The 18,425-nt window shown below is 62.3% G+C and carries 19 protein-coding genes; 9 read left to right on the top strand and 10 right to left on the bottom strand.

Annotation, left to right across the window (positions count from 1 at the left end; all coding sequences use genetic code 11):
• The first annotated feature begins 8 nt into the window (after positions 1–8).
• The 7 genes from QQL85_RS12805 (at position 9) to QQL85_RS12775 (ending at position 5,318) form a co-directional block, all read left to right on the top strand.
• On the top strand, positions 9–425 hold the full coding sequence (locus QQL85_RS12805) for a hypothetical protein (RefSeq protein WP_284353965.1): 417 nt from the start codon (positions 9–11) through the stop codon (positions 423–425).
• Between the two features lie 92 nt (positions 426–517).
• Positions 518–1,456 (top strand): 2-hydroxyacid dehydrogenase, encoded by a 939-nt coding sequence (locus QQL85_RS12800; RefSeq protein WP_284353964.1) that lies wholly within the window; start codon positions 518–520, stop codon positions 1,454–1,456.
• 51 nt (positions 1,457–1,507) lie between these two features.
• Positions 1,508–2,296 (top strand): PhzF family phenazine biosynthesis protein, encoded by a 789-nt coding sequence (locus QQL85_RS12795; protein WP_284353963.1) that lies wholly within the window; start codon positions 1,508–1,510, stop codon positions 2,294–2,296.
• 54 nt (positions 2,297–2,350) lie between these two features.
• Positions 2,351–2,758, top strand: coding sequence for a GFA family protein (locus QQL85_RS12790; RefSeq protein ID WP_284353962.1), 408 nt, complete (start codon positions 2,351–2,353; stop codon positions 2,756–2,758).
• Between the two features lie 121 nt (positions 2,759–2,879).
• The gene (locus tag QQL85_RS12785) at positions 2,880–3,821 is read left to right on the top strand and encodes a DMT family transporter (RefSeq protein WP_284353961.1); all 942 of its coding nucleotides are present in this window, start codon (positions 2,880–2,882) and stop codon (positions 3,819–3,821) included.
• Between the two features lie 39 nt (positions 3,822–3,860).
• A complete protein-coding gene (locus tag QQL85_RS12780) occupies positions 3,861–4,199 on the top strand; it encodes an FKBP-type peptidyl-prolyl cis-trans isomerase (RefSeq protein ID WP_019099528.1) in 339 nt (112 codons plus the stop codon).
• Between the two features lie 456 nt (positions 4,200–4,655).
• Positions 4,656–5,318, top strand: a complete 663-nt coding sequence (locus QQL85_RS12775) for a histidine phosphatase family protein (RefSeq protein WP_284353960.1) — start codon at positions 4,656–4,658, stop codon at positions 5,316–5,318.
• A 191-nt stretch (positions 5,319–5,509) separates the two neighbouring features.
• On the opposite strand, the gene QQL85_RS12770 is transcribed toward QQL85_RS12775, so the two are convergent.
• The 3 genes from QQL85_RS12770 to QQL85_RS12760 form a co-directional block, all read right to left on the bottom strand.
• Entirely contained in the window at positions 5,510–6,238 is a 729-nt protein-coding gene (locus tag QQL85_RS12770) for an aspartate/glutamate racemase family protein (RefSeq protein WP_284353959.1), read from the bottom strand.
• Between the two features lie 16 nt (positions 6,239–6,254).
• A complete protein-coding gene (locus QQL85_RS12765) occupies positions 6,255–7,787 on the bottom strand; it encodes an NCS1 family nucleobase:cation symporter-1 (RefSeq protein ID WP_284353958.1) in 1,533 nt (510 codons plus the stop codon).
• Between the two features lie 454 nt (positions 7,788–8,241).
• Positions 8,242–8,679 carry an Lrp/AsnC family transcriptional regulator gene (locus QQL85_RS12760; RefSeq protein ID WP_043197208.1) on the bottom strand — a complete coding sequence of 146 codons (438 nt, stop codon included), beginning with the start codon at positions 8,677–8,679 and terminating at the stop codon, positions 8,242–8,244.
• Between the two features lie 133 nt (positions 8,680–8,812).
• Here QQL85_RS12760 and QQL85_RS12755 point away from each other — a divergent pair, with 133 nt between their 5' ends.
• Together QQL85_RS12755 and QQL85_RS12750 are read left to right on the top strand one after the other, a co-directional pair.
• Positions 8,813–9,709, top strand: coding sequence for a DMT family transporter (locus tag QQL85_RS12755; RefSeq protein ID WP_284353957.1), 897 nt, complete (start codon positions 8,813–8,815; stop codon positions 9,707–9,709).
• A gap of 33 nt (positions 9,710–9,742) precedes the next feature.
• Complete coding sequence (locus QQL85_RS12750; protein WP_284353956.1) at positions 9,743–10,669, top strand: class I SAM-dependent methyltransferase; 927 nt, start codon at positions 9,743–9,745, stop codon at positions 10,667–10,669.
• Between the two features lie 26 nt (positions 10,670–10,695).
• Here QQL85_RS12750 and QQL85_RS12745 read toward each other — a convergent pair whose 3' ends face one another.
• The 7 genes from QQL85_RS12745 to hyi form a co-directional block, all read right to left on the bottom strand.
• A complete protein-coding gene (locus QQL85_RS12745; RefSeq protein WP_119369256.1) occupies positions 10,696–11,694 on the bottom strand; it encodes a sulfate ABC transporter substrate-binding protein in 999 nt (332 codons plus the stop codon).
• 217 nt (positions 11,695–11,911) lie between these two features.
• Positions 11,912–12,733 carry an ion transporter gene (locus QQL85_RS12740; RefSeq protein ID WP_284353955.1) on the bottom strand — a complete coding sequence of 274 codons (822 nt, stop codon included), beginning with the start codon at positions 12,731–12,733 and terminating at the stop codon, positions 11,912–11,914.
• Between the two features lie 45 nt (positions 12,734–12,778).
• Positions 12,779–13,651 carry an urea transporter gene (locus tag QQL85_RS12735; RefSeq protein WP_284353954.1) on the bottom strand — a complete coding sequence of 291 codons (873 nt, stop codon included), beginning with the start codon at positions 13,649–13,651 and terminating at the stop codon, positions 12,779–12,781.
• A gap of 186 nt (positions 13,652–13,837) precedes the next feature.
• Positions 13,838–15,253 (bottom strand): pyruvate kinase, encoded by a 1,416-nt coding sequence (pyk, locus tag QQL85_RS12730; RefSeq protein ID WP_284353953.1) that lies wholly within the window; start codon positions 15,251–15,253, stop codon positions 13,838–13,840.
• A complete protein-coding gene (locus QQL85_RS12725; RefSeq protein ID WP_284353952.1) occupies positions 15,250–16,524 on the bottom strand; it encodes a glycerate kinase type-2 family protein in 1,275 nt (424 codons plus the stop codon). Before QQL85_RS12725 ends, pyk begins: the two co-directional genes overlap by 4 nt.
• 136 nt (positions 16,525–16,660) lie before the next feature.
• The gene (locus tag QQL85_RS12720) at positions 16,661–17,554 is read right to left on the bottom strand and encodes a 2-hydroxy-3-oxopropionate reductase (RefSeq protein WP_284353951.1); all 894 of its coding nucleotides are present in this window, start codon (positions 17,552–17,554) and stop codon (positions 16,661–16,663) included.
• Between the two features lie 53 nt (positions 17,555–17,607).
• Positions 17,608–18,390 carry a hydroxypyruvate isomerase gene (hyi, locus tag QQL85_RS12715; RefSeq protein WP_284353950.1) on the bottom strand — a complete coding sequence of 261 codons (783 nt, stop codon included), beginning with the start codon at positions 18,388–18,390 and terminating at the stop codon, positions 17,608–17,610.
• Between the last annotated feature and the right edge of the window lie 35 nt (positions 18,391–18,425).

The raw sequence follows: 18,425 nt of genomic DNA, 5'->3' as shown, positions 1-18,425 counted from the left end.
GCAATGCCATGCACAGCACCGTCCGCCTGACCCTGATTACCCTGGCCCTGGGTTTGTCTGCGTGTACGGTGCATCAGCCGTATGAGCAGCCTGAACCCCCGATTGAGCGTGTGCCGCCGCAGGCGCCGGTGGTCAAGCCCTTGCCGGGTGGGCAGCCAACTACTCAGCCGAGCAAGCCGGCAGCGATTCCCAAGCCCATGCCGCGTACTTCAGCCAGTTTTGCGCCACCGCCTGGCGGGGCGAGCCATTGGGACCCGAAACTGGGTGTGTATGTGTTAGAGAAACAGCCCAATACCTTCTACCGGCAGCGTACCTATTACCGGTTCGACAACGGCTGGAGCTGGTCGCTGAGTCCGAATGGGCCTTGGCAGGACACTGACAGCAGTGGTGTGCCTGGTGGTTTGGGGCGCGCATTCGCTCAATAGGCAATCGGTGCGGTACAGTTTTACCAAGAATTACCGATTGACTGTATTGTACGGTGACTCCGCATAATGCCCCTTCAAGAAAAGGAGGTGGCATGCGCAAAACAGTCCTGGTACTGGTGGAAACCGTCGACGATTACCTGCCCTTGCTGGAGCAGGCCGGTTACCGCCTGATCCGCGCGCCCTCGCCGCAACTGCGCGCAGACGCTCTCCAGCGCCACGCCGGTGAAATCGATGCCGTGCTTACGCGTGGCCCGTTGGGCCTGACTGCCGCCGAAATCGATGCATTGCCCAACCTGCAGGTCATCTGCGTGATCGGCGCCGGCTACGAGCAAGTCGACCTGGCTGCCGCCGCCGCTCGCGGCATTACCGTTACCAATGGTGCGGGTGCCAATGCCTGTGCGGTCGCCGACCACACCTTGGCGCTGTTGCTGGCGTTGCTGCGCGACATCCCCCGCGCGGATGCCAGCACCCGCCGTGGCGAGTGGAACCGGGTGATCAGCCCCTCGGTGAGTGGCAAGCGCCTGGGCATTCTTGGCCTGGGGGCGGTGGGGCAGGCCATTGCCAAGCGCGCCAACCTCGGCTTCGACATGCCCGTCAGTTACCACAGCCGCACGCCGCGCGAAGAGGTGCCGTACACCTGGTACGACTGCCCGCTGCGCCTGGCCGCTGCCGTCGACATCCTGATCGTAGCCACCCCGGGTGGCGCCAACACCCAGCACCTGGTCGATGCCCAGGTACTGGAGGCACTGGGGGCCAATGGCTATCTGGTGAATATCGCCCGTGCCAGCGTGGTCGACACCGACGCCCTGGTGGCCGCCCTGCAGCAGGGCAAGCTGGCCGGCGCCGCGCTGGACGTATTCGACGACGAACCGGCGGTGCCGGATGCCCTCAAGGACTTGGGCAACACCGTGCTCACGCCCCATGTGGCCGGCCAGTCCCCGGAGGCCGCACACGACACAGTGACCTTGGTGCTGCGCAATCTGCAGGCGTTCTTTGCAGGCGAGCCCGTATTGACCCCGGTACGCCCGTAACCCTTTATCAGACATCTGCCTGGCAATACCCGGGCATCAAGGAGTGTGTGCATGCAACTCGAAATCTTCCAGGTCGATGCCTTTTCCGCTGAACCGTTCGGTGGCAACCCGGCGGCGGTGATTCCGCTTGAAGCCTGGCTGCCGGACGATGTGCTGCAGCGCATCGCCGAAGAAAACAACCTGTCGGAAACTGCCTACTTCGTGCGCAATGGCGAAACCTTCGACCTGCGCTGGTTCACCCCGACCGTGGAAGTTGACCTGTGCGGCCACGCTACCCTGGCGTCGGCCTATGTGCTGTTCGAGCAGCTGGGGGAGCAGGCGCAGGTGCTGCGCTTCAACACCCGCAGCGGTGAGTTGCGCGTCAGCCGTGGTAATGACGGGCTACTGGCCATGGATTTCCCGGCCAAACAACCGGCCACCGTGGAAACCCCGGCGGGCCTGCTGCAAGCGCTGGGCCTGAGCCAGGCACAGGCGGTGTACCGTAGCGATGACTTTGTAGTAGTGATTGATGACGCCCTGTTGCTCGACACACTGAAGCCGGACGTTGTGGCGCTGTCGGCCTTCGATGTGCGCGGCATTGCCGTGACGGCGGCAGGGCGAGGCTTTGATTTCGTCACCCGCTGGTTCGGCCCACGGGTTGGTGTGAACGAAGACCCGGTCACCGGCTCGGCCCACACTTCGCTGGCGCCGGTGTGGGCGCAGCGCCTGGGCAAGCATGTGCTGAGCTGCGAGCAGGGCGGGGCACGCAAAGGGCAGCTGTTGTGTGAAGTACCTGGCAATGGCCGGGTGATCATCAGCGGGCGAGCGGCGTTGTACCTGCGCGGCACCGTGTTCTTCTGAGGCCTGTACAGGCATCTATACTGGCTGGCTCTTCCCCTGTTCAAGGAGCCAGCCATGGCCATGGAAAAACAAGGTACCTGTCTGTGCGGTGCCACCAAGCTCAGGGTCACCGTCGACAACACCCATATCAGTGCCTGCCATTGCAGCATGTGCCGCAAGTGGACTGGCGGGCCATTGCTGGTGGTGCATTGCAGCCAGCCGCCGGTAATCGAAGGGCGTGCCCCCAGTGTCTACGATTCGTCCGACTGGGCCCAGCGAGGGTTCTGCGGCCAATGCGGCACACACCTGTATTACCGGCTGAAGGCCAACGACTTCCATGCGGTACCGGTCGGCCTGCTGGATGGGGATCAGGAATGGGATTTCGATCTGCAGATTTTTGTCGAACAGAAGCCCGCCTGGTACTGCTTCGCCAACCAGACCAAAGAGCTGACCGGCCAAGAAGTGTTCGAGCAGAACAGCTAACAGCCGTCTGTCGATACTTGTAGGACTCATTCCTGCCGGGAATGCCACCATGCGTATTCATCTTTTGCCCGACACGCCGCATGCGGGTAGCCTGCGATCATCTTGAAACAGGAGCAGACACGTGAAACGCGGTGTGATGTACGCCGGCATGGCCGGTGCGTTGTGGGGCATGGTGCTGATGGTTCCCGAGCTGCTGCCCGAGTTCAACCCGATGCTGCTGAGCAGCGTGCGTTACCTGATGGTCGGGGTGATCTCGCTGCTGCTGGCGCTGCCTATGGCGCGTCAGTTGCGCCAGCTGACTGCAAGCGAGGCGTGGATGCTGCTGCGCTTGGCAGTGATCGGCAACCTGGTGTACTTCGTGTTGCTGGTGGCGGCGATACAGCGGCTGGGTGTAGCCCCGGCCTCACTGATCGTCGGCGTGTTGCCGCTGACCATCACCCTGTACGGTCGCAACGACAGTGGCGCGGTGCCCCTGGCGCGGCTGGTTGGCCCGTTGGCGCTGATTCTTGCCGGCATGCTGTGCATCAACCTGGAAACCTTCGCGTTTGCCCCAGGCGATATCGGCGACAAGCTGATGGGCCTGTTGTACGCGCTGGCTGCCCTGGCCTGCTGGACCTGGTATGCGGTGCAGAACAGCCGCTACCTGAAACAGTGCGGCCATTTCGACAGCCATCAGTGGTCGGTGCTCTGCGGCGTGATGACTGGCCTGGCCAGCCTGTTGATGGTTGCAGGCCTTGCGCTGTGGCAGCCGCAGCAGTTGCAGGTGGATGCGCCAATGTCGCGCTGGTGGTTGTTCTGGGTCGCTAGCCTGGGCTGTGCGGTGCTGGGTTCATGGTTGGCGATGGCGTTATGGAACGCCGCATCCAAACGGCTGCCGTTGACCTTGAGCGGGCAACTGATCGTGTTCGAGACCCTGTTCGCACTGCTGTATGCCTTCCTCTGGCGGCAGACCGGGCCGAGCCTGCTGGAAGCGGCGGCAATCGTGCTGGTGGTTGGCGGTGTGCTGTGGTCGATGCGCCAGCATGAAACGCCATGTGAACTTGCCAAACCGGTGCATTCCTGAGAAAAGGGCGGCTTTGTTTCCCCGCATTGGAGCGTGCCCATGAGCCAAGAACTGCAGATCATCGACCTGGTGGAAGGTGATGGCAAAGCCGCCGTCAAAGGCGCCCTGATCACCACCCAGTACACCGGCTGGCTGGCCGACGGCAGCGAATTCGATTCGTCCTGGTCGCGCGGCAAGCCGTTCCAGTGCGTGATCGGTACCGGCCGGGTAATCAAAGGTTGGGATCAAGGCCTGATGGGCATGCGCGTAGGCGGCAAGCGCAAGCTGCAGGTACCGGCGCACCTGGGCTATGGCGAACGCAGTGTAGGGGCCATTCCGCCGAATTCGGACCTTACGTTTGAAATCGAACTGCTGGAAGTGCTGACACGGGATGATTGAGGAAAAGGACTAAACGCGCTGTCGATCGATGTCAAGGCAAGCAGCGAGATCAGGAAAGCCGAACCTGGGTTCTGGTTGGGTGTGGCGCAAAGTCTTGTGGGCTCAATCCTCTTCGTATTCTTGCTGGGCTTTCTGGTGTTCTTCACATGGCGTTTGAATCAAGGTCCGAAGCAGGTCATTGAACAGGTTTTCGATGTAACCATTGTTGATTCAGTCTCTCCGGGTGAAACGGCAGGGGTACCGTAGCAGCGAACGGACACAATTCAGCAACACCCATCCCCTAATCTAGGCCTTGCCTAGGGAACGGCATTCACCTTCAGGGAGGAACCAAACGGGTTCAGGGCACTCTGACCCTCACTCGTTGCCAAGGATGGCATTCACTACAAGGGCGCCCTGCAACTGACGGGGCGATGTGGCGGGTTAACCCGATTCTCTTTGCCACACGAGCCTGCCTTGATGAAGTTGCCAACATTCTTCCGCCGTCGCCGTCACCTGCTGCTGAGCCTGGTGCTTACAGCCGTCGCCGTACCGCTGGCGTTGGAGGCTGTCGAAAGCCGGGCGCAGCCGGTGGATGGCACCCAGACGCTGGTGTTTTTGCGCCATGCCGAGAAGCCGGGCGAGGGGCTGGGCCAGTTGAACTGCCAGGGCCTCAATCGTGCGCTGGACCTGGCCAATGTACTGCCCGAACGCTTCGGCAAAGCCGACTATGTATTTGCCGCCAACCCCTCGCGGCATGTCGAGGAAGGCAGCAAGGACGAAAGCTACAGCTACATCCGCCCGTTGATGACCATTACCCCCAGCGCCATCCGGTTGGGCCTGCCGGTGAACATCGACTATGGTGCCAACGACACCGACGAACTGGCTGACGAGCTGCTGAGCGACAAATACCGCAATGCAACCATCTACACCGCCTGGTCGCACGGTTACCTCCCGGAGTTGATCAATACCGTGGCCGGCAAGGCGCTGGGTGAAGATCGGGTGATTACCCAAGACTGGAACGGCGATGACTTCGACACCCTCTATGTACTGACGCTGACCTGGCACGACGGCAAGGCCAGCCTGCTCAGCCGCAACGTACGCCAGGGCCTGAATGACGGTGCGCACAGCTGCCCGACATGAGGTTTTAGCGTGACGGGTAATTTACCTTGGCCCGTGGCAGTGCAGAGTGCTTGACCCGAGTGATGGTTTGGCCTGTACCGGCCCTATCGCCGGCAAGCCAGCTCCCACAGGGACCGTACACATGTTGAAGCCTGTGCAACACCTGTGGGAGCTGGCTTGCCGGCGGTAGGGCCGGAGCAGGTTAAATACCTTTAACGGCCGAACCGCATCGGCCACCCCACCACCTTCTTCGCCCGTGGCGTGGCATAGGTACGTACCTTGGACGTACTCAACCCCATGCGCACCAGCGATTCGGCAATGGTCACCGCCGCACTCACCCCATCCACCACTGGCACTCCGGTGCGCTGGCGGATCTGCTCATCCAGCCCGGCCATGCCGCCACAACCCAGGCAGATCACCTCGGCCTTGTCGTCACGCACGGCGCGTTCGGCCTGCTCGACGATTGCCTCAACGGCCCGTTGCGGGTCGGCCTCCAGCTCCAGCACTGCTAGCCCGCTGGCCCGCACCGATGCACAACGGTCATACAGGCCGGACAGCTTCAGGCGGTCTTCGATCAGCGGTACGGTGCGGTCCAGTGTGGTCACTACCGAGTAGGCATGGCCCAGATACATCGCCGTGCTGGCGGCCGCATCGGTAATGTCCACCACCGGTACATTCAGCAGTTCCTGCAAGCCTTCACGGCCATGTTCGCCGTAACCGGCCTGGATCACGGCATCGTAGGGGCCTTCGTAGGCCAGTACCCGGTCCATCACGGCGATGGCTGCCAGGTAGCTTTCGAAGTTGCCTTCCACCGATTCGGCGCCGAACCACGGTGTCAGGCCGACGATTTCAGTACCAGGGGCGGCCACGCTGCGCGCCTGCTCAGCGATGGCTTCGGTGATGGCTTCAGTGGTGTTGACGTTGGCGATCAGAATACGCATTGGCAATGCTCCTTGATCAGTGGCTGCTGTGGTCGACGGCAATGCATTCGCCGCTGACATCGTGGTAGTGGCGGTTGCGCGGGGCGATCAGCAGGTACAGCGCAGCGGCGATGCCGGCACCGATCAGCCAGGAGAACGGCGCGATGCCATGGAAGTTCGGCACCAGGGCCAGGACGATGGCCAGCAGCGCAGCTGGTAGAAACGCGGCGACGGCGCGCAGGTTGATGCCCTTGCTGTAGTGGTAGGCACCGGTCGGGTGTTCGGTGTACAGCTCCGGCACGTTGATGCAGCCTTTGCGCAGCAACCAGTAGTCGGCCATGATCACCCCGTAGAGCGGGCCAAGCAGGGCGCCCAGGCCAGACAGGAAGTACACGATCACCAGCGGGCTGTTGTACAGGTTCCACGGCAGGATCAGCACGGCCACGGTGGCGCTGATCAGCCCGGCGCGGCGGAAGTTGAGGTGGCGCGGGGCGAGGTTGCTGAGCACGAACGCCGGGGCGACGAAGTTGGCCATGATGTTCACTGCCACGGTGACGATCAGGAAGGCCAGGCAACCCAGCACCAGGAAGGCTGTGTTGGGGATGGCGGCGACGATCTGGGTGGGGCTGTCGATGATCTGGCCGTTGATCTGGAACTGTGCGCCGCACAGCACCACGGTGATCACGGCGAACACCAGGATGTTCACCGGCAGGCCCCAGAAGTTGCCCACACGAATGGTCTTGCGGCATGGCGAGGAGCGGGCGAAGTCGCAGAAATTCAGCACCAGCGTGCCGTAGATCGCCAGCCACAGGGCGCCACCGGCGAAGATGTTGCGCCACATCTCGTAACCGCTCAGCGGCTCGGCCACCGACCAGGCGATGTGTGCGTCGGCCTTGAAGTACATGAACACGGCCAGCGCAGCGACGGTCAGCAGGATGACCGGGCCGGCAAAGCCTTCATAGCGGCGTACCATTTCCATGCCGTAGGCCAGGATCACCAGCTGCACCAGCCAGATTGACACGAAGCACACCCAGCCCAGGCTCGACAGGCCGAGGATGCTGTCGTGGTCGTAGGCGGCCAGGTGCGGCCACACCGCGGTGAGCAGCACGCGCAGCACCACCGAGGCCAGGTAGGTCTGGATGCCGAACCAGGCGATGGCGATGACTGCGCGGATCAGCGCCGGAATCTGCGCGCCGTGGATGCCGAAGGCGATGCGGCTGATGACCGGGAACGGTACCCCGGTCTTGTGCCCCATGTAGCCGGACAGGTTCATGAAGAAGTACACCAGTGCTGCGCCGATGGCCAATGAAAGCAGGATCTGCCACCCACCCAGGCCGAGGGCGAACAAGCCCATGGCAAACGAATAGTTGGCGATATTGTGCACATCGTTTGTCCACAACGCGAAGATGCTGTAGCCACCCCAGCGGCGGCCCTCGATGCGCGTGGGCGCGAGGTCGCGGTTATGCAGGCGTGGGCTCAGCGCCAGTTCCGGCTGGCTGCCGGCAAGTGTGGAAGCGGGGTGGGTGCTGGCGACGGATTGTTCAGGGGCAAGGTCGAGGCTGCTACTCATTCCGGCGGCTCCTGATGCACAGTGACTGCGATGAGCGGGCATGCGCACGGGCTCGCCATCTCGTCGGTGCAGCTTGGCATCACAGGGTTCTGGGCGCGGCGGCCGGCGTTGGACCGGCGTCGCGGGTTCTTGTGTATTTATGTTTTGTTCAAGTTGTATACAAAACACGAACACACAAAAGCGAGTTCCATGCCAAGGGAAAAGCAAGTGTTAGAGAGGCATCATTTCGAATATAAGCCTTCGAAAGATAAGTTCATGAAATACAGGAATTATAAGTTGACCAATTAAACAGGTTTAATTTTTTAGATGGCTGATTAATTGATCGAATGGTCAAAATGAGTTGCAGGATAGTGTGTAACGTATTGGGGCGTTACCGGAAAAAGTGCACACAAAAATGGCACTTAAGGTGACATTCTTGTGTACAAAAAATAGTCAGGTTTTCCTGTGTCGCCTCTCAATCCATCGGCGGCAACCGCCGCTTCACCGGGCTCTTCTTGATGATCGCGGTATTGGTCTCGGCCAACACATTGATGCGGTCGAGCAGGGTGTCCAGTTGCTCCATCGAGCGCACATGCAGCCGGGCAATGAAGCAGTCTTCGCCGGTGACCTTGTCGCACTCGGTGAACTCGGGTATCGCAATGATCTGCCGCTCCACCTCCTGCAACTGCCCCGGCAGTGGGCGGATGCGCACGATGGCCTGCAACTGATAGCCAAACGCGCGCGGGTCGACCTCCACGGTGTAGCCGCGCAGCACGCCACGCTCTTCCAGCCGGCGCAGGCGCTCGCTGACGCTGGGTGCGGACAGCCCGCTCACCTGCGCCAGGGCCTTCAGCGAGCGGCGCGAATCCTCCATCAGTGCATTGATCAAGAGTTGGTCGATAGCGTCAGTCATGGTCGCCTCAATAGGTAATTCGCGTTATTTGCCTTGATAGTAAAGGCATGTTTGCCAATCTGCCTTCGTTATCCGCTGGATGGCACACCGGTATCCTTTGCATACTGTTGCCATCGTCAACGGGAGGTGTGAGATGGACAGTTCATTGCGCCGTGGCTCGCTGGAAATGGTCGCTGCCATGCTGATTTCCGGGACCATCGGCTGGTTCGTGCTGGTGTCCGGCCAGCCCGTGCTTGAGGTGGTGTTCTGGCGCTGCGTGTTCGGCGCCGTGACCTTGCTGGTGATCTGCAGCGCTTTTGGCTTTCTGCGACCGGGAGTGATCAGCCGCACGGCGTTCCTGTTGGCAATTGCCAGTGGGGTGGCCATTGTCGGCAACTGGTTGCTGTTGTTTGCCTCGTACTCACGGGCGTCGATTGCCATTGGCACGGCGGTGTACAACGTGCAGCCGTTTCTGCTGGTGGGGCTGGCGGCGCTGTTCCTGGGCGAGAAAATCACCTTGGCCAAGCTGACCTGGCTGAGCGTCGCCTTCCTCGGCATGTTGGCCATCGTCAGTGCCCATGGCGCGGGGCAGGGCGGTGGTGAGGATTACCTGCTGGGGATTGCCTTGGCGCTTGGGGCGGCTTTCCTGTACGCAATCGCTGCATTGATCATCAAGCGCCTGAATGGCACGCCGCCCCACCTGATCGCGTTGATTCAGGTAACCACCGGTGTGCTGATGCTGGCACCCTGGGTCCAGCTTGGCGGGTTGCCTGGCGAAGTGCCGGCGTTGGCCAGTTTGCTGACACTGGGCATGGTGCACACCGGCCTGATGTATGTGCTGCTTTACAGCGCCATCCAGCGTCTGCCCACGGCGTTGACCGGAGCGCTGTCGTTCATCTACCCGATTGCGGCGATTCTGGTCGATTGGGTGGCGTTCGGGCATCGGTTGGCACCGCTGCAGTGGCTGGGCGTGGGGTTGATCCTGCTGGCAGCGGCGGGGATGCAGCAGGGCTGGTGGTTCCGTTCTGCACAAGTGACTGCCAAGGGTTAGAATGTCGGCCTTTTTATTTGCTTGCGACCCACCATGACCTCGCCGATCCACACCCTCGAGCAACACTTGCTCGCCGCCCTCGACCCTGCCCCGCAGGAAACCCGCCGCCTGTTCCATGGCCGTGGCCGCTGCTGGGCGGGACTGGAGCAGGTCACTGTCGACTGGCTGCAAGGTGTGCTGTCGGTCGCTTTGTTCCGCGAGATGCCCGAAGGCCAACTGGCCGAGCTGGAGGCCATGTTGCGTGCCGTTGCCGAGCGCCCGCAATGGGCCGGCCAGGCCATCCTCATACAGCACCGCTACCTGCCCGATAGCCCCGGTCAGTGGCTGCTGGGCGAGCCGTGCCAGCAGCGCGAGGTGGTCGAGGATGGCCTGACCTACCTGCTGGACCTGGGTGTGCGACAGAACAATGGCCTGTTCCTCGACATGCGCTATGGCCGGCGCTGGGTGCGCGAGCAGGCGGCTGGCAAGCGTGTGTTGAACCTGTTCGCCTACACCTGCGGCTTTTCGGTGGCGGCGATTGCTGGTGGCGCCGAGCAGGTGGTGAACCTGGACATGGCCAAGTCGGCGCTTTCGCGTGGCAGGGAAAACCATCGCCTGAATGGCCACGATGCATCGCGGGTGGCCTACCTGGGGCATGAGCTGTTCAAGTCATGGGGCAAGGTGCGCAAGTACGGGCCTTATGACCTGATCATCATCGACCCGCCCACTTTCCAGCGCGGCAGCTTTGTGCTGACCCAGGATTACGCGAAGATCCTGAGGCGTTTGCCGGAGTTGTTGAATGCGGGCGGGACGGTGCTGGCGTGTGTGAATGATCCGGGTATCGGGCCGGAGTTCCTGATTGAGGGGATGGCAGAGCAGGCGCCGACGCTGGCGTTTGTCGAGCGGCTGGAGAACCCGCCGGAGTTCCCTGATGTGGACCCGGCGGGGGGGCTGAAGGCCTTGGTATTCCGTCAGACCTGAGTTTGTCAGTACCGGCCCTACATCAATTATTGGCCGGTATAGATCTGGTCAAACACGCCGCCATCGTTGAAGTGGGTCTTCTGCACGGTACGCCAGTCACCAAAGGTTTTCTCGACCGACAGGAAGTCCACTTTCGGGAAGCGGTCAGTGTACTTGGCCAGTACCGTCGCATCGCGTGGGCGCAGGTAGTTGTTGGCGGCGATCTCCTGGGCTTCTGGCGACCACAGGTACTTCAGGTATTCCTCGGCCACGGCCTGGGTACCCTTCTTGGCCACCACCTTGTCCACCACGCTCACAGGTGGCTCGGCCTCGGCCGACACGCTTGGGTAAACCACTTCGAACTGGTCGCGACCGAACTCGCGGGCGATCATTTCAGCTTCGTTCTCGAAGGTGACCAGCACGTCGCCGATCTGGTTGGTCATGAACGTGGTGGTGGCAGCACGGCCACCGGTATCCAGCACCGGCGCTTGCTTGAACAGCTTGCCTACGAAGTCACGGGCCTTGGCCTCGTCACCGCCTTGCTTGAGCACATAGCCCCAGGCGGACAGGTAGGTGTAGCGGCCGTTACCCGAGGTTTTCGGGTTGGGCACGATCACCTGCACACCGTCCTTCAGCAGATCGGGCCAGTCTTTCAGGGCTTTCGGGTTGCCCTTGCGCACGATGAATACGGTGGCCGAGGTGAACGGCGCGCTGTTGTTCGGCAGGCGGGTTACCCAGTTGTCCGGCACCAGCTTGCCGTTGTCGGCCAGGGCGTTGATGTCGGTGGCCATGTTCATGGTGATGACGTCGGCCGGCAGGCCATCGATCACTGCACGCGCCTGCTTGCTGGAGCCGCCGAAGGACATCTGCACGTTGACCTTCTCTTTGTGCTCGGCTTCCCAGTGTTTCTGGAAGGCCGGGTTGTAGTCCTTGTAGAAGTCGCGCATCACGTCGTAGGAAACGTTCAGCAGGGTAGGGGCGGCCTGGGCGAGGTTGCCCAAGGCCAGGCCTGCGGCGAGCAGCGAGGCGGTGAAGAGTTTTTTCACGTTGCTTCCTTGTTCTTGAAGGTTGTTGGGGCAGATTGCCAGCGACTATAGCGGGTGGGTTTGCGCGGGTTAAAGAACAAAAACGACTTTGGTTATGCCTCTGCCTGTGCCGGCCCTTTCGCGGGTGAACCCGCTCCCACAGGATTACCACAGGGCTGAATCATGTGCTGTCCCTGTGGGAGCGGGTTTACCCGCGAAAGGGCCAGCGCAGGCGGCATCATTGCTTGGGAAACAGCCCATTCCCACACCGGGAACAGTACGCAGCCCCATGCTCATGGGTCTTCTTGCTGCAGGTCGGGCAGTCATGTTGCAGTTGCTCCCCGCGCATGGCATTGGCCAGTTCGGCGGTAAAGATGCCGGTCGGCACGGCAATGATCGAATAACCGGTAATCATCACCAGCGACGACAGCACCTGGCCCAGGGGCGTCTTCGGCACGATGTCGCCAAAGCCCACGGTGGTGAGGGTGACGATGGCCCAGTAGATGCCCTTGGGGATGCTGGTAAAGCCGTGCTCCGGCCCTTCGATCACATACATCAAGGTGCCGAACACCGTCACCAAGGTCGATACCGTCACCAGGAACACGATGATCTTCTGCTTGCTGCCGCGCAGTGCCTCCATCAGGTAATGGGCCTGCTTGAGGTACGGGCTGAGCTTGAGCACGCGGAAGATCCGCAGCATCCGTATCACCCGGATGATCAGCAGGTACTGGGCGTCGCTGTAGTACAGCGCGATGATCCCCGGCACGATCGCCAGCAAGTCGACCAGGCCATAGAAACTGAAGGCATAGCGCAGGGGCTTGGGTGAGCAGTACAGACGGGTGAGGTACTCGGCCAGGAAGATCGCGGTGAAGCCCCATTCGATGGCGGCGAGCAGGCCAGCGTAGCCTTGGTGTATTTCGTCGATGCTGTCGAGGATCACCGTGACCAGGCTGGCGAGGATGATCAGCAGGAGGATTTTGTCGAAGCGTCTTCCAGCCACGGTGTCGGTCTGGAAGACGATAACGAAGAGCCGTTCACGCAGGCTCGCAGGGTTGTTCATTGGCGCGGTCCACAAAAGCGATGGGCTGAGCCTAGGGGTTGCGTTTCAGCTGTGCAAGCGGCTGGCGTTGCGCTGCCTGGGCTGGGCCAAATGGTTGCCCAGGTGCATCAGCCAGCAGGCGGCGACAAAGGGCGCAGTCAGAGCTGCCACTGGCAGCAGTTTGAACACCGGTTGCAGCAGCAGGGCCAAGGCAATTGCCAGCATTGTCACCCACGGCTTTTCACCCTGTCTGCTGAAGGCCAAGGCTGCCAGTGCCGCATTGAAACCATAAAGGCCCAACCACGCAGCCTGCGCCTGGTCGGCCAGCAATGCCACGCCACCACCGATGGCGGAACCGATCACGGCCCACATCGCGGCATAAGGGTTGGCGATGAACATGCCGACCATGATCAGCAACCCGGCCAAGGGCTGGTCGAGCAGGAAGATCTGGCCCACACCGCGTGCCAGGGCATACAGCGGGTCGGCTTCGACGAAGCCGCTGGGCGAGGGACTGGCGAACAAGAGTGCGGCCCAGCCCAGCAACACGAAGGGCGCCGTGTAGGCGATCAGCAGCTTGCCGCCGCGTTTGCGCCACTGGTGGGTGATGATGCTGGACAGGCCGCCTGCAGCAATGATCAGCGGTGGCAGCATGACCGACCACGGCAGCACGGCGCTGATCAGCAGGCCAATCAGCACACCGTTGTAGCAGTACAGCCCGGCCTGGCGGTCGGCGCGGTCGTAACCACGGGCTTGGGCGGTGACCAGGCCGGCCAGGGCGCCGAGCAGGGCACCGCCGACCAGGTCGGGGGCGGTCAGCAGGATGGCCAACAGGCAGCACAGGCCGCACAGGGGGTTGCGCAGCAGCAGCACCTGGCTGAAGCCGTTGAGTAACGCCGTGGCCCAGTCGGGGCACGGGTTGACGAAATTTTTGGTGTACATGGGGCAGTCAGTGAGGTTGGAGGGAAGCGGTGGGCCTCTTTGGGCCTCGGGTTTTCCGCTGTTGTGTGCAACACCGCTAACCCTGTGGGAGCGGGCTTGCCCGCGAATGCGTCAGCTCAGACAACACGGCTGTCCCTGCTGGCCTCTTCGCGGGCAAGCCCGCTCCCACAGGAGAGGTGTGGTTGCTTAGATCAAGGTCTCGATCCGCAGCGTGTTAGTCGACCCCGGCTTGCCAAAAGGCACACCGGCCGTGATCAACAACGTGTCGCCACGGCTGGCCATGCCTTGCGCCTGGGCAATCTCCAGCGCAGTCGACACAACCTCGTCCACCTGGCGCAGGCGGTCGTTGACCACCGAGTGAACACCCCACGCCACGCTCAGGCGGCGTGCGGTAATCAAGTTCGGCGTCAGGTTGAGAATCGGTGCCCGTGGCCGCTCGCGTGCAGCGCGCAGGGTCGAGGCGCCCGACTCGCTGTAGTTCACCAGTACCGCCACCGGCAGGATGCCGCTGATCCGGCGAATCGCGCAGCTGATGGCGTCCGACACGGTGGCCTCGGCTTTCGGTCGGCCGACGTCGAGCTGGGCCTGGTAGTCTGGGCCGTTTTCCACCTGGCGGATGATCTTGCTCATCATCTGCACGGCTTCCAGCGGGTAGTCACCCGAAGCGGTCTCGGCCGACAGCATGACCGCATCAGCGCCTTCGGCTACCGCGTTGGCAACGTCGGTGACTTCGGCGCGGGTCGGTGCCGGCGAGAAGCGCATGGATTCGAGCATCTGCGTGGCCACTACTACCGGCTTGCCCAGCTGGCGGCAGGTGCCGATGATGCGTTTCTGGATTTGCGGCACGCTTTCGGCCGGCACTTCCACGCCCAGGTCACCGCGGGCCACCATGATGGCGTCCGACAGTTCGGCAATGGCTTGCAGCTGTTCGACTGCCGACGGCTTTTCGATCTTCGCCATCAGGTAAGCACGGTCACCGATCAGCTGGCGTGCCTCGGTGATGTCTTCCGGGCGTTGCACGAACGACAGTGCCACCCAGTCCACACCCAGTTCCAGACCAAAGGCCAGGTCGCGGCGGTCCTTCTCGGTGAGCGGGGAGAGGTCGAGCACGGCTTGCGGTACGTTGACGCCCTTGCGGTCGGACAGCTCGCCGCCGTTCAGCACTTCGGTGTCGATGGCGTCGTTGTGCTTGGCGGTAACACGCAGGCGCAGCTTGCCGTCGTCCAGCAGCAGGTCCATGCCGGGCTCAAGGGCAGCAATGATTTCCGGGTGCGGCAGGTTCACCCGGTGGCTGTCGCCCGGGGTTTTGTTCAGGTCCAGGCGCAGGGCCTGGCCGCGTTGCAGTTGCACCTTGCCTTCGGCAAAGCGGCCCACGCGCAGTTTTGGCCCTTGCAGGTCCATGAGGATGCCCAGCGGGTAGTTGAGCTGCTGCTCCACTTCACGGATCCACTGGTAGCGCAGGGCGTGGTCAGCGTGTTCGCCGTGGCTGAAGTTGAGGCGGAAGATGTTCACCCCGGCCTCGACCAACTGGCGGATGTCGTCGATGCCGTTGATCGCAGGGCCGAGGGTGGCGAGGATCTTTACTTTTTTATCAGGCGTCATGATTGGGCAGTCTCAAGGATCAGGATGGCGCGGAAGTCGTTGACGTTGGTGCGGGTCGGTTCGGTGACGATCAGCGCATCCAGCGCGGCGAAATAGCCGTAGCCGTTGTTGTTGTCCAGCTCGTCGCTGGCCGAAAGGCCCAGGGCCTCGGCGCGGGCATAGCTGCCTGGGGTCATGAAGGCACCGGCGTTTTCTTCCGAGCCATCGATGCCGTCGGTATCACCGGCCAGGGCGTACACACCCGGCAGGCCCTTGAGGCTTTCGGTGAGGCTGAGCAGGAACTCGGCGTTGCGCCCGCCACGGCCATTGCCGCGCACGGTCACGGTGGTCTCGCCGCCGGACAGAATGATGCAAGGCGCTTTCAGCGGTTGGCCGTGCAGAACGATCTGCCGGGCGATGCCCGCGTGCACCTTGGCCACTTCGCGCGATTCGCCTTCCAGGTCGCCTAGAATCAGCGGGCTGAACCCGGCTTGGCGGGCTTTGACCGCAGCGGCTTCGAGCGACTGCTGGGGCTTGGCGATCAACTGGAAGTGGCTGCGGGCCAGGGCCGGGTCATCGGCTTTGACGGTTTCCGATGCCGGGTTGTTGAGCCAGTCGATGACGGCTTTCGGCGCTTCGATGTTGTAGCGCTTGAGGATGGCCAAGGCATCGGCCGAGGTGCTCGGGTCGGCCACGGTGGGGCCGGAGGCGATTACCGTTGCCAGGTCGCCCGGTACATCGGAAATCGCATAGGTGTAAACGGTGGCTGGCCAGCAGGCCTTGGCCAGGCGGCCGCCCTTGATCGCCGAGAGGTGCTTGCGCACGCAGTTCATCTCGCCGATGGTGGCGCCGGATTTCAGCAGTGCTTTGTTGATCTGCTGCTTGTCGGCCAGGGTCAGGCCCTCGGCCGGCAGTGCCAGCAGGGCGGAACCACCGCCAGACAGCAGGAAGATGACGCGGTCGTCTTCATTGAGGTTGCTGACCAGGTCCAGCACGCGCTTGGCCACGGCCAGGCCGGCGGCATCGGGGACCGGGTGGGCGGCTTCGACCACTTCGATCTTCTGGCAGTTGGCGCCATGGCCGTAACGGGTCACGACCAGGCCAGAGACTTCGCCCTGCCAGCTTTTCTCGACCACTTCGGCCATGGCGGCTGCGGCTTTGCCGGCGCCGATGACGATGACCCGGCCGCTACGGTCGGCGGGCAGGTAGGGTTCGAGGACTTGGCGGGGGTGGGCGGCAGCGATGGCTGTGTCGAACAGCTCGCGGAGAATTTTTTGCGGATCGACCGACATGGCAGGCTCCCAATTATTGTTGTTCTGCAGAATCAAAAACGCCCCTGGAACTGCCTCCGTGCAGGCCGAACCAGGGGCGGGTGTTGCTCGGGTTCACTGGCTGACGCGTGGTCGCAGGTCAGCCAGTGTGTGTTGCTTATTTCTCGTCGCGGATCGAGAAGTTGGCCATGTGCTCCAGGCCTTTGATCAGCGCCGAGTGGTCCCAGTTGCCGCCGCCCAAGGCCTGGCAGGTGTTGAACACTTGCTGGGCATTGGAGGTGTTGGGCAGGTTGATACCCAGCTCCTTGGCGCCTTGCAGGGCCAGGTTCAGGTCTTTCTGGTGCAGGTTGATGCGGAAGCCCGGGTCGAAGGTGCCTTTGATCATGCGCTCGGCATGCACTTCGAGGATTTTCGACGAAGCGAAGCCACCCATCAGTGCTTCACGCACTTTGGCCGGGTCCGCGCCGTTCTTGGCGGCGAACAGCAGGGCTTCGGCAACGGCCTGGATGTTCAGCGCAACGATGATCTGGTTGGCCACCTTGGCAGTCTGGCCGTCGCCGTTGCCACCCACGCGGGTGATGTTCTTGCCCATGGCTTCGAACAGCGGCAAAGCGCGCTCGAAGGCTTTCGGGCAGCCACCGACCATGATGCTCAGGGTCGCGGCCTTGGCGCCGACTTCGCCACCGGACACCGGGGCGTCCAGGTAAGCGGCGCCGGTGGCCTTGATTTTTTCAGCGAAGGCTTTGGTGGCAGTAGGGGAGATCGAGCTCATGTCGATCACGACCTTGTTCGGGCCCACGCCTGCACCGACACCGTTCTCACCGAACAGGACGGCTTCGACCTGTGGGGTGTCCGGTACCATGACGATGATGAATTCGGCTTCCTGGGCCACTTCTTTCGGGTTGGCCAGGGCCACTGCACCGGCGGCGATCAGCTCGGCTGGCGCGGCGTCGTGGTGGGTGGAAACGAACAGGCTGTGACCTGCTTTCTGCAGGTTCTGGGCCATGGGCTTGCCCATGATGCCGGTGCCGATGAAACCGATTTTAGCCATGAGAATGTGCCTCTTTGTATTTGTTCACATCAGGCGCGGTGCGCCCGGCTTGTTCAGATTGCGTTGTGCGTCTTCAGCCAGCCCAGGCCTGCTTCGGTGGTGGTCTTGGGCTTGTACTCCGCGCCGATCCAGCCCGGGTAGCCAATGCGGTCCAGGTGCTCGAACAGGAAGCGGTAGTTGATCTCGCCAGTACCAGGCTCGTTCCGGCCGGGGTTGTCGGCCAGCTGGATGTGGTTGATCAGCTGCAGGTTGGTTTCCAGGGTGCGAGCCAGGTCTCCTTCCATGATCTGCATGTGGTAGATGTCGTACTGCAGGAACAGGTTGTCGCTGCCCACCTCGGCCTGGATTTCCAGGGCCTGCTGGGTGGTGTTCAGGTAGAAGCCCGGGATGTCGCGGGTGTTGATCATTTCCATGACCAGGCGGATACCGGCGGCCTTGAGCTTGTCGGCGGCGTAGCGCAGGTTTTCGACGAAGGTCTTGCGCACGGTGGCGCAATCCGGGCCTTGCGGACGAATGCCGGCCAGGGCGTTGACCTGGGTGTTGCCCAGCAGCTTGGCGTACTCGATGGCCTTGTCGACACCGGCGCGGAATTCTTCGATGCGGTCAGGGTGGCAAGTGATGCCACGCTCACCTTTGGCCCAGTCGCCAGCGGGCAGGTTGAACAGCACCTGGGTCAGGCCGTTGGCTTCCAGTTGCTGCTTGATTTCGGCTGCGCTGAAGTCGTACGGGAACAGGTATTCGACGCCGCTGAAACCAGCATCGGCGGCAGCCTTGAAGCGGGCCAGGAAGTCCTGTTCGGTGAACAGCATGGACAAGTTGGCAGCGAAGCGAGGCATGGGTTGTCTCCTTGCGTTGAAGGCCCCCAGGGTAA

The sequence above is a fragment of the Pseudomonas putida genome, assembly GCF_030159595.1.
Classification (GTDB): Bacteria; Pseudomonadota; Gammaproteobacteria; order Pseudomonadales; family Pseudomonadaceae; genus Aquipseudomonas; species Aquipseudomonas putida_AC.
This window is presented reverse-complemented; position numbering and strand designations above follow the sequence as displayed.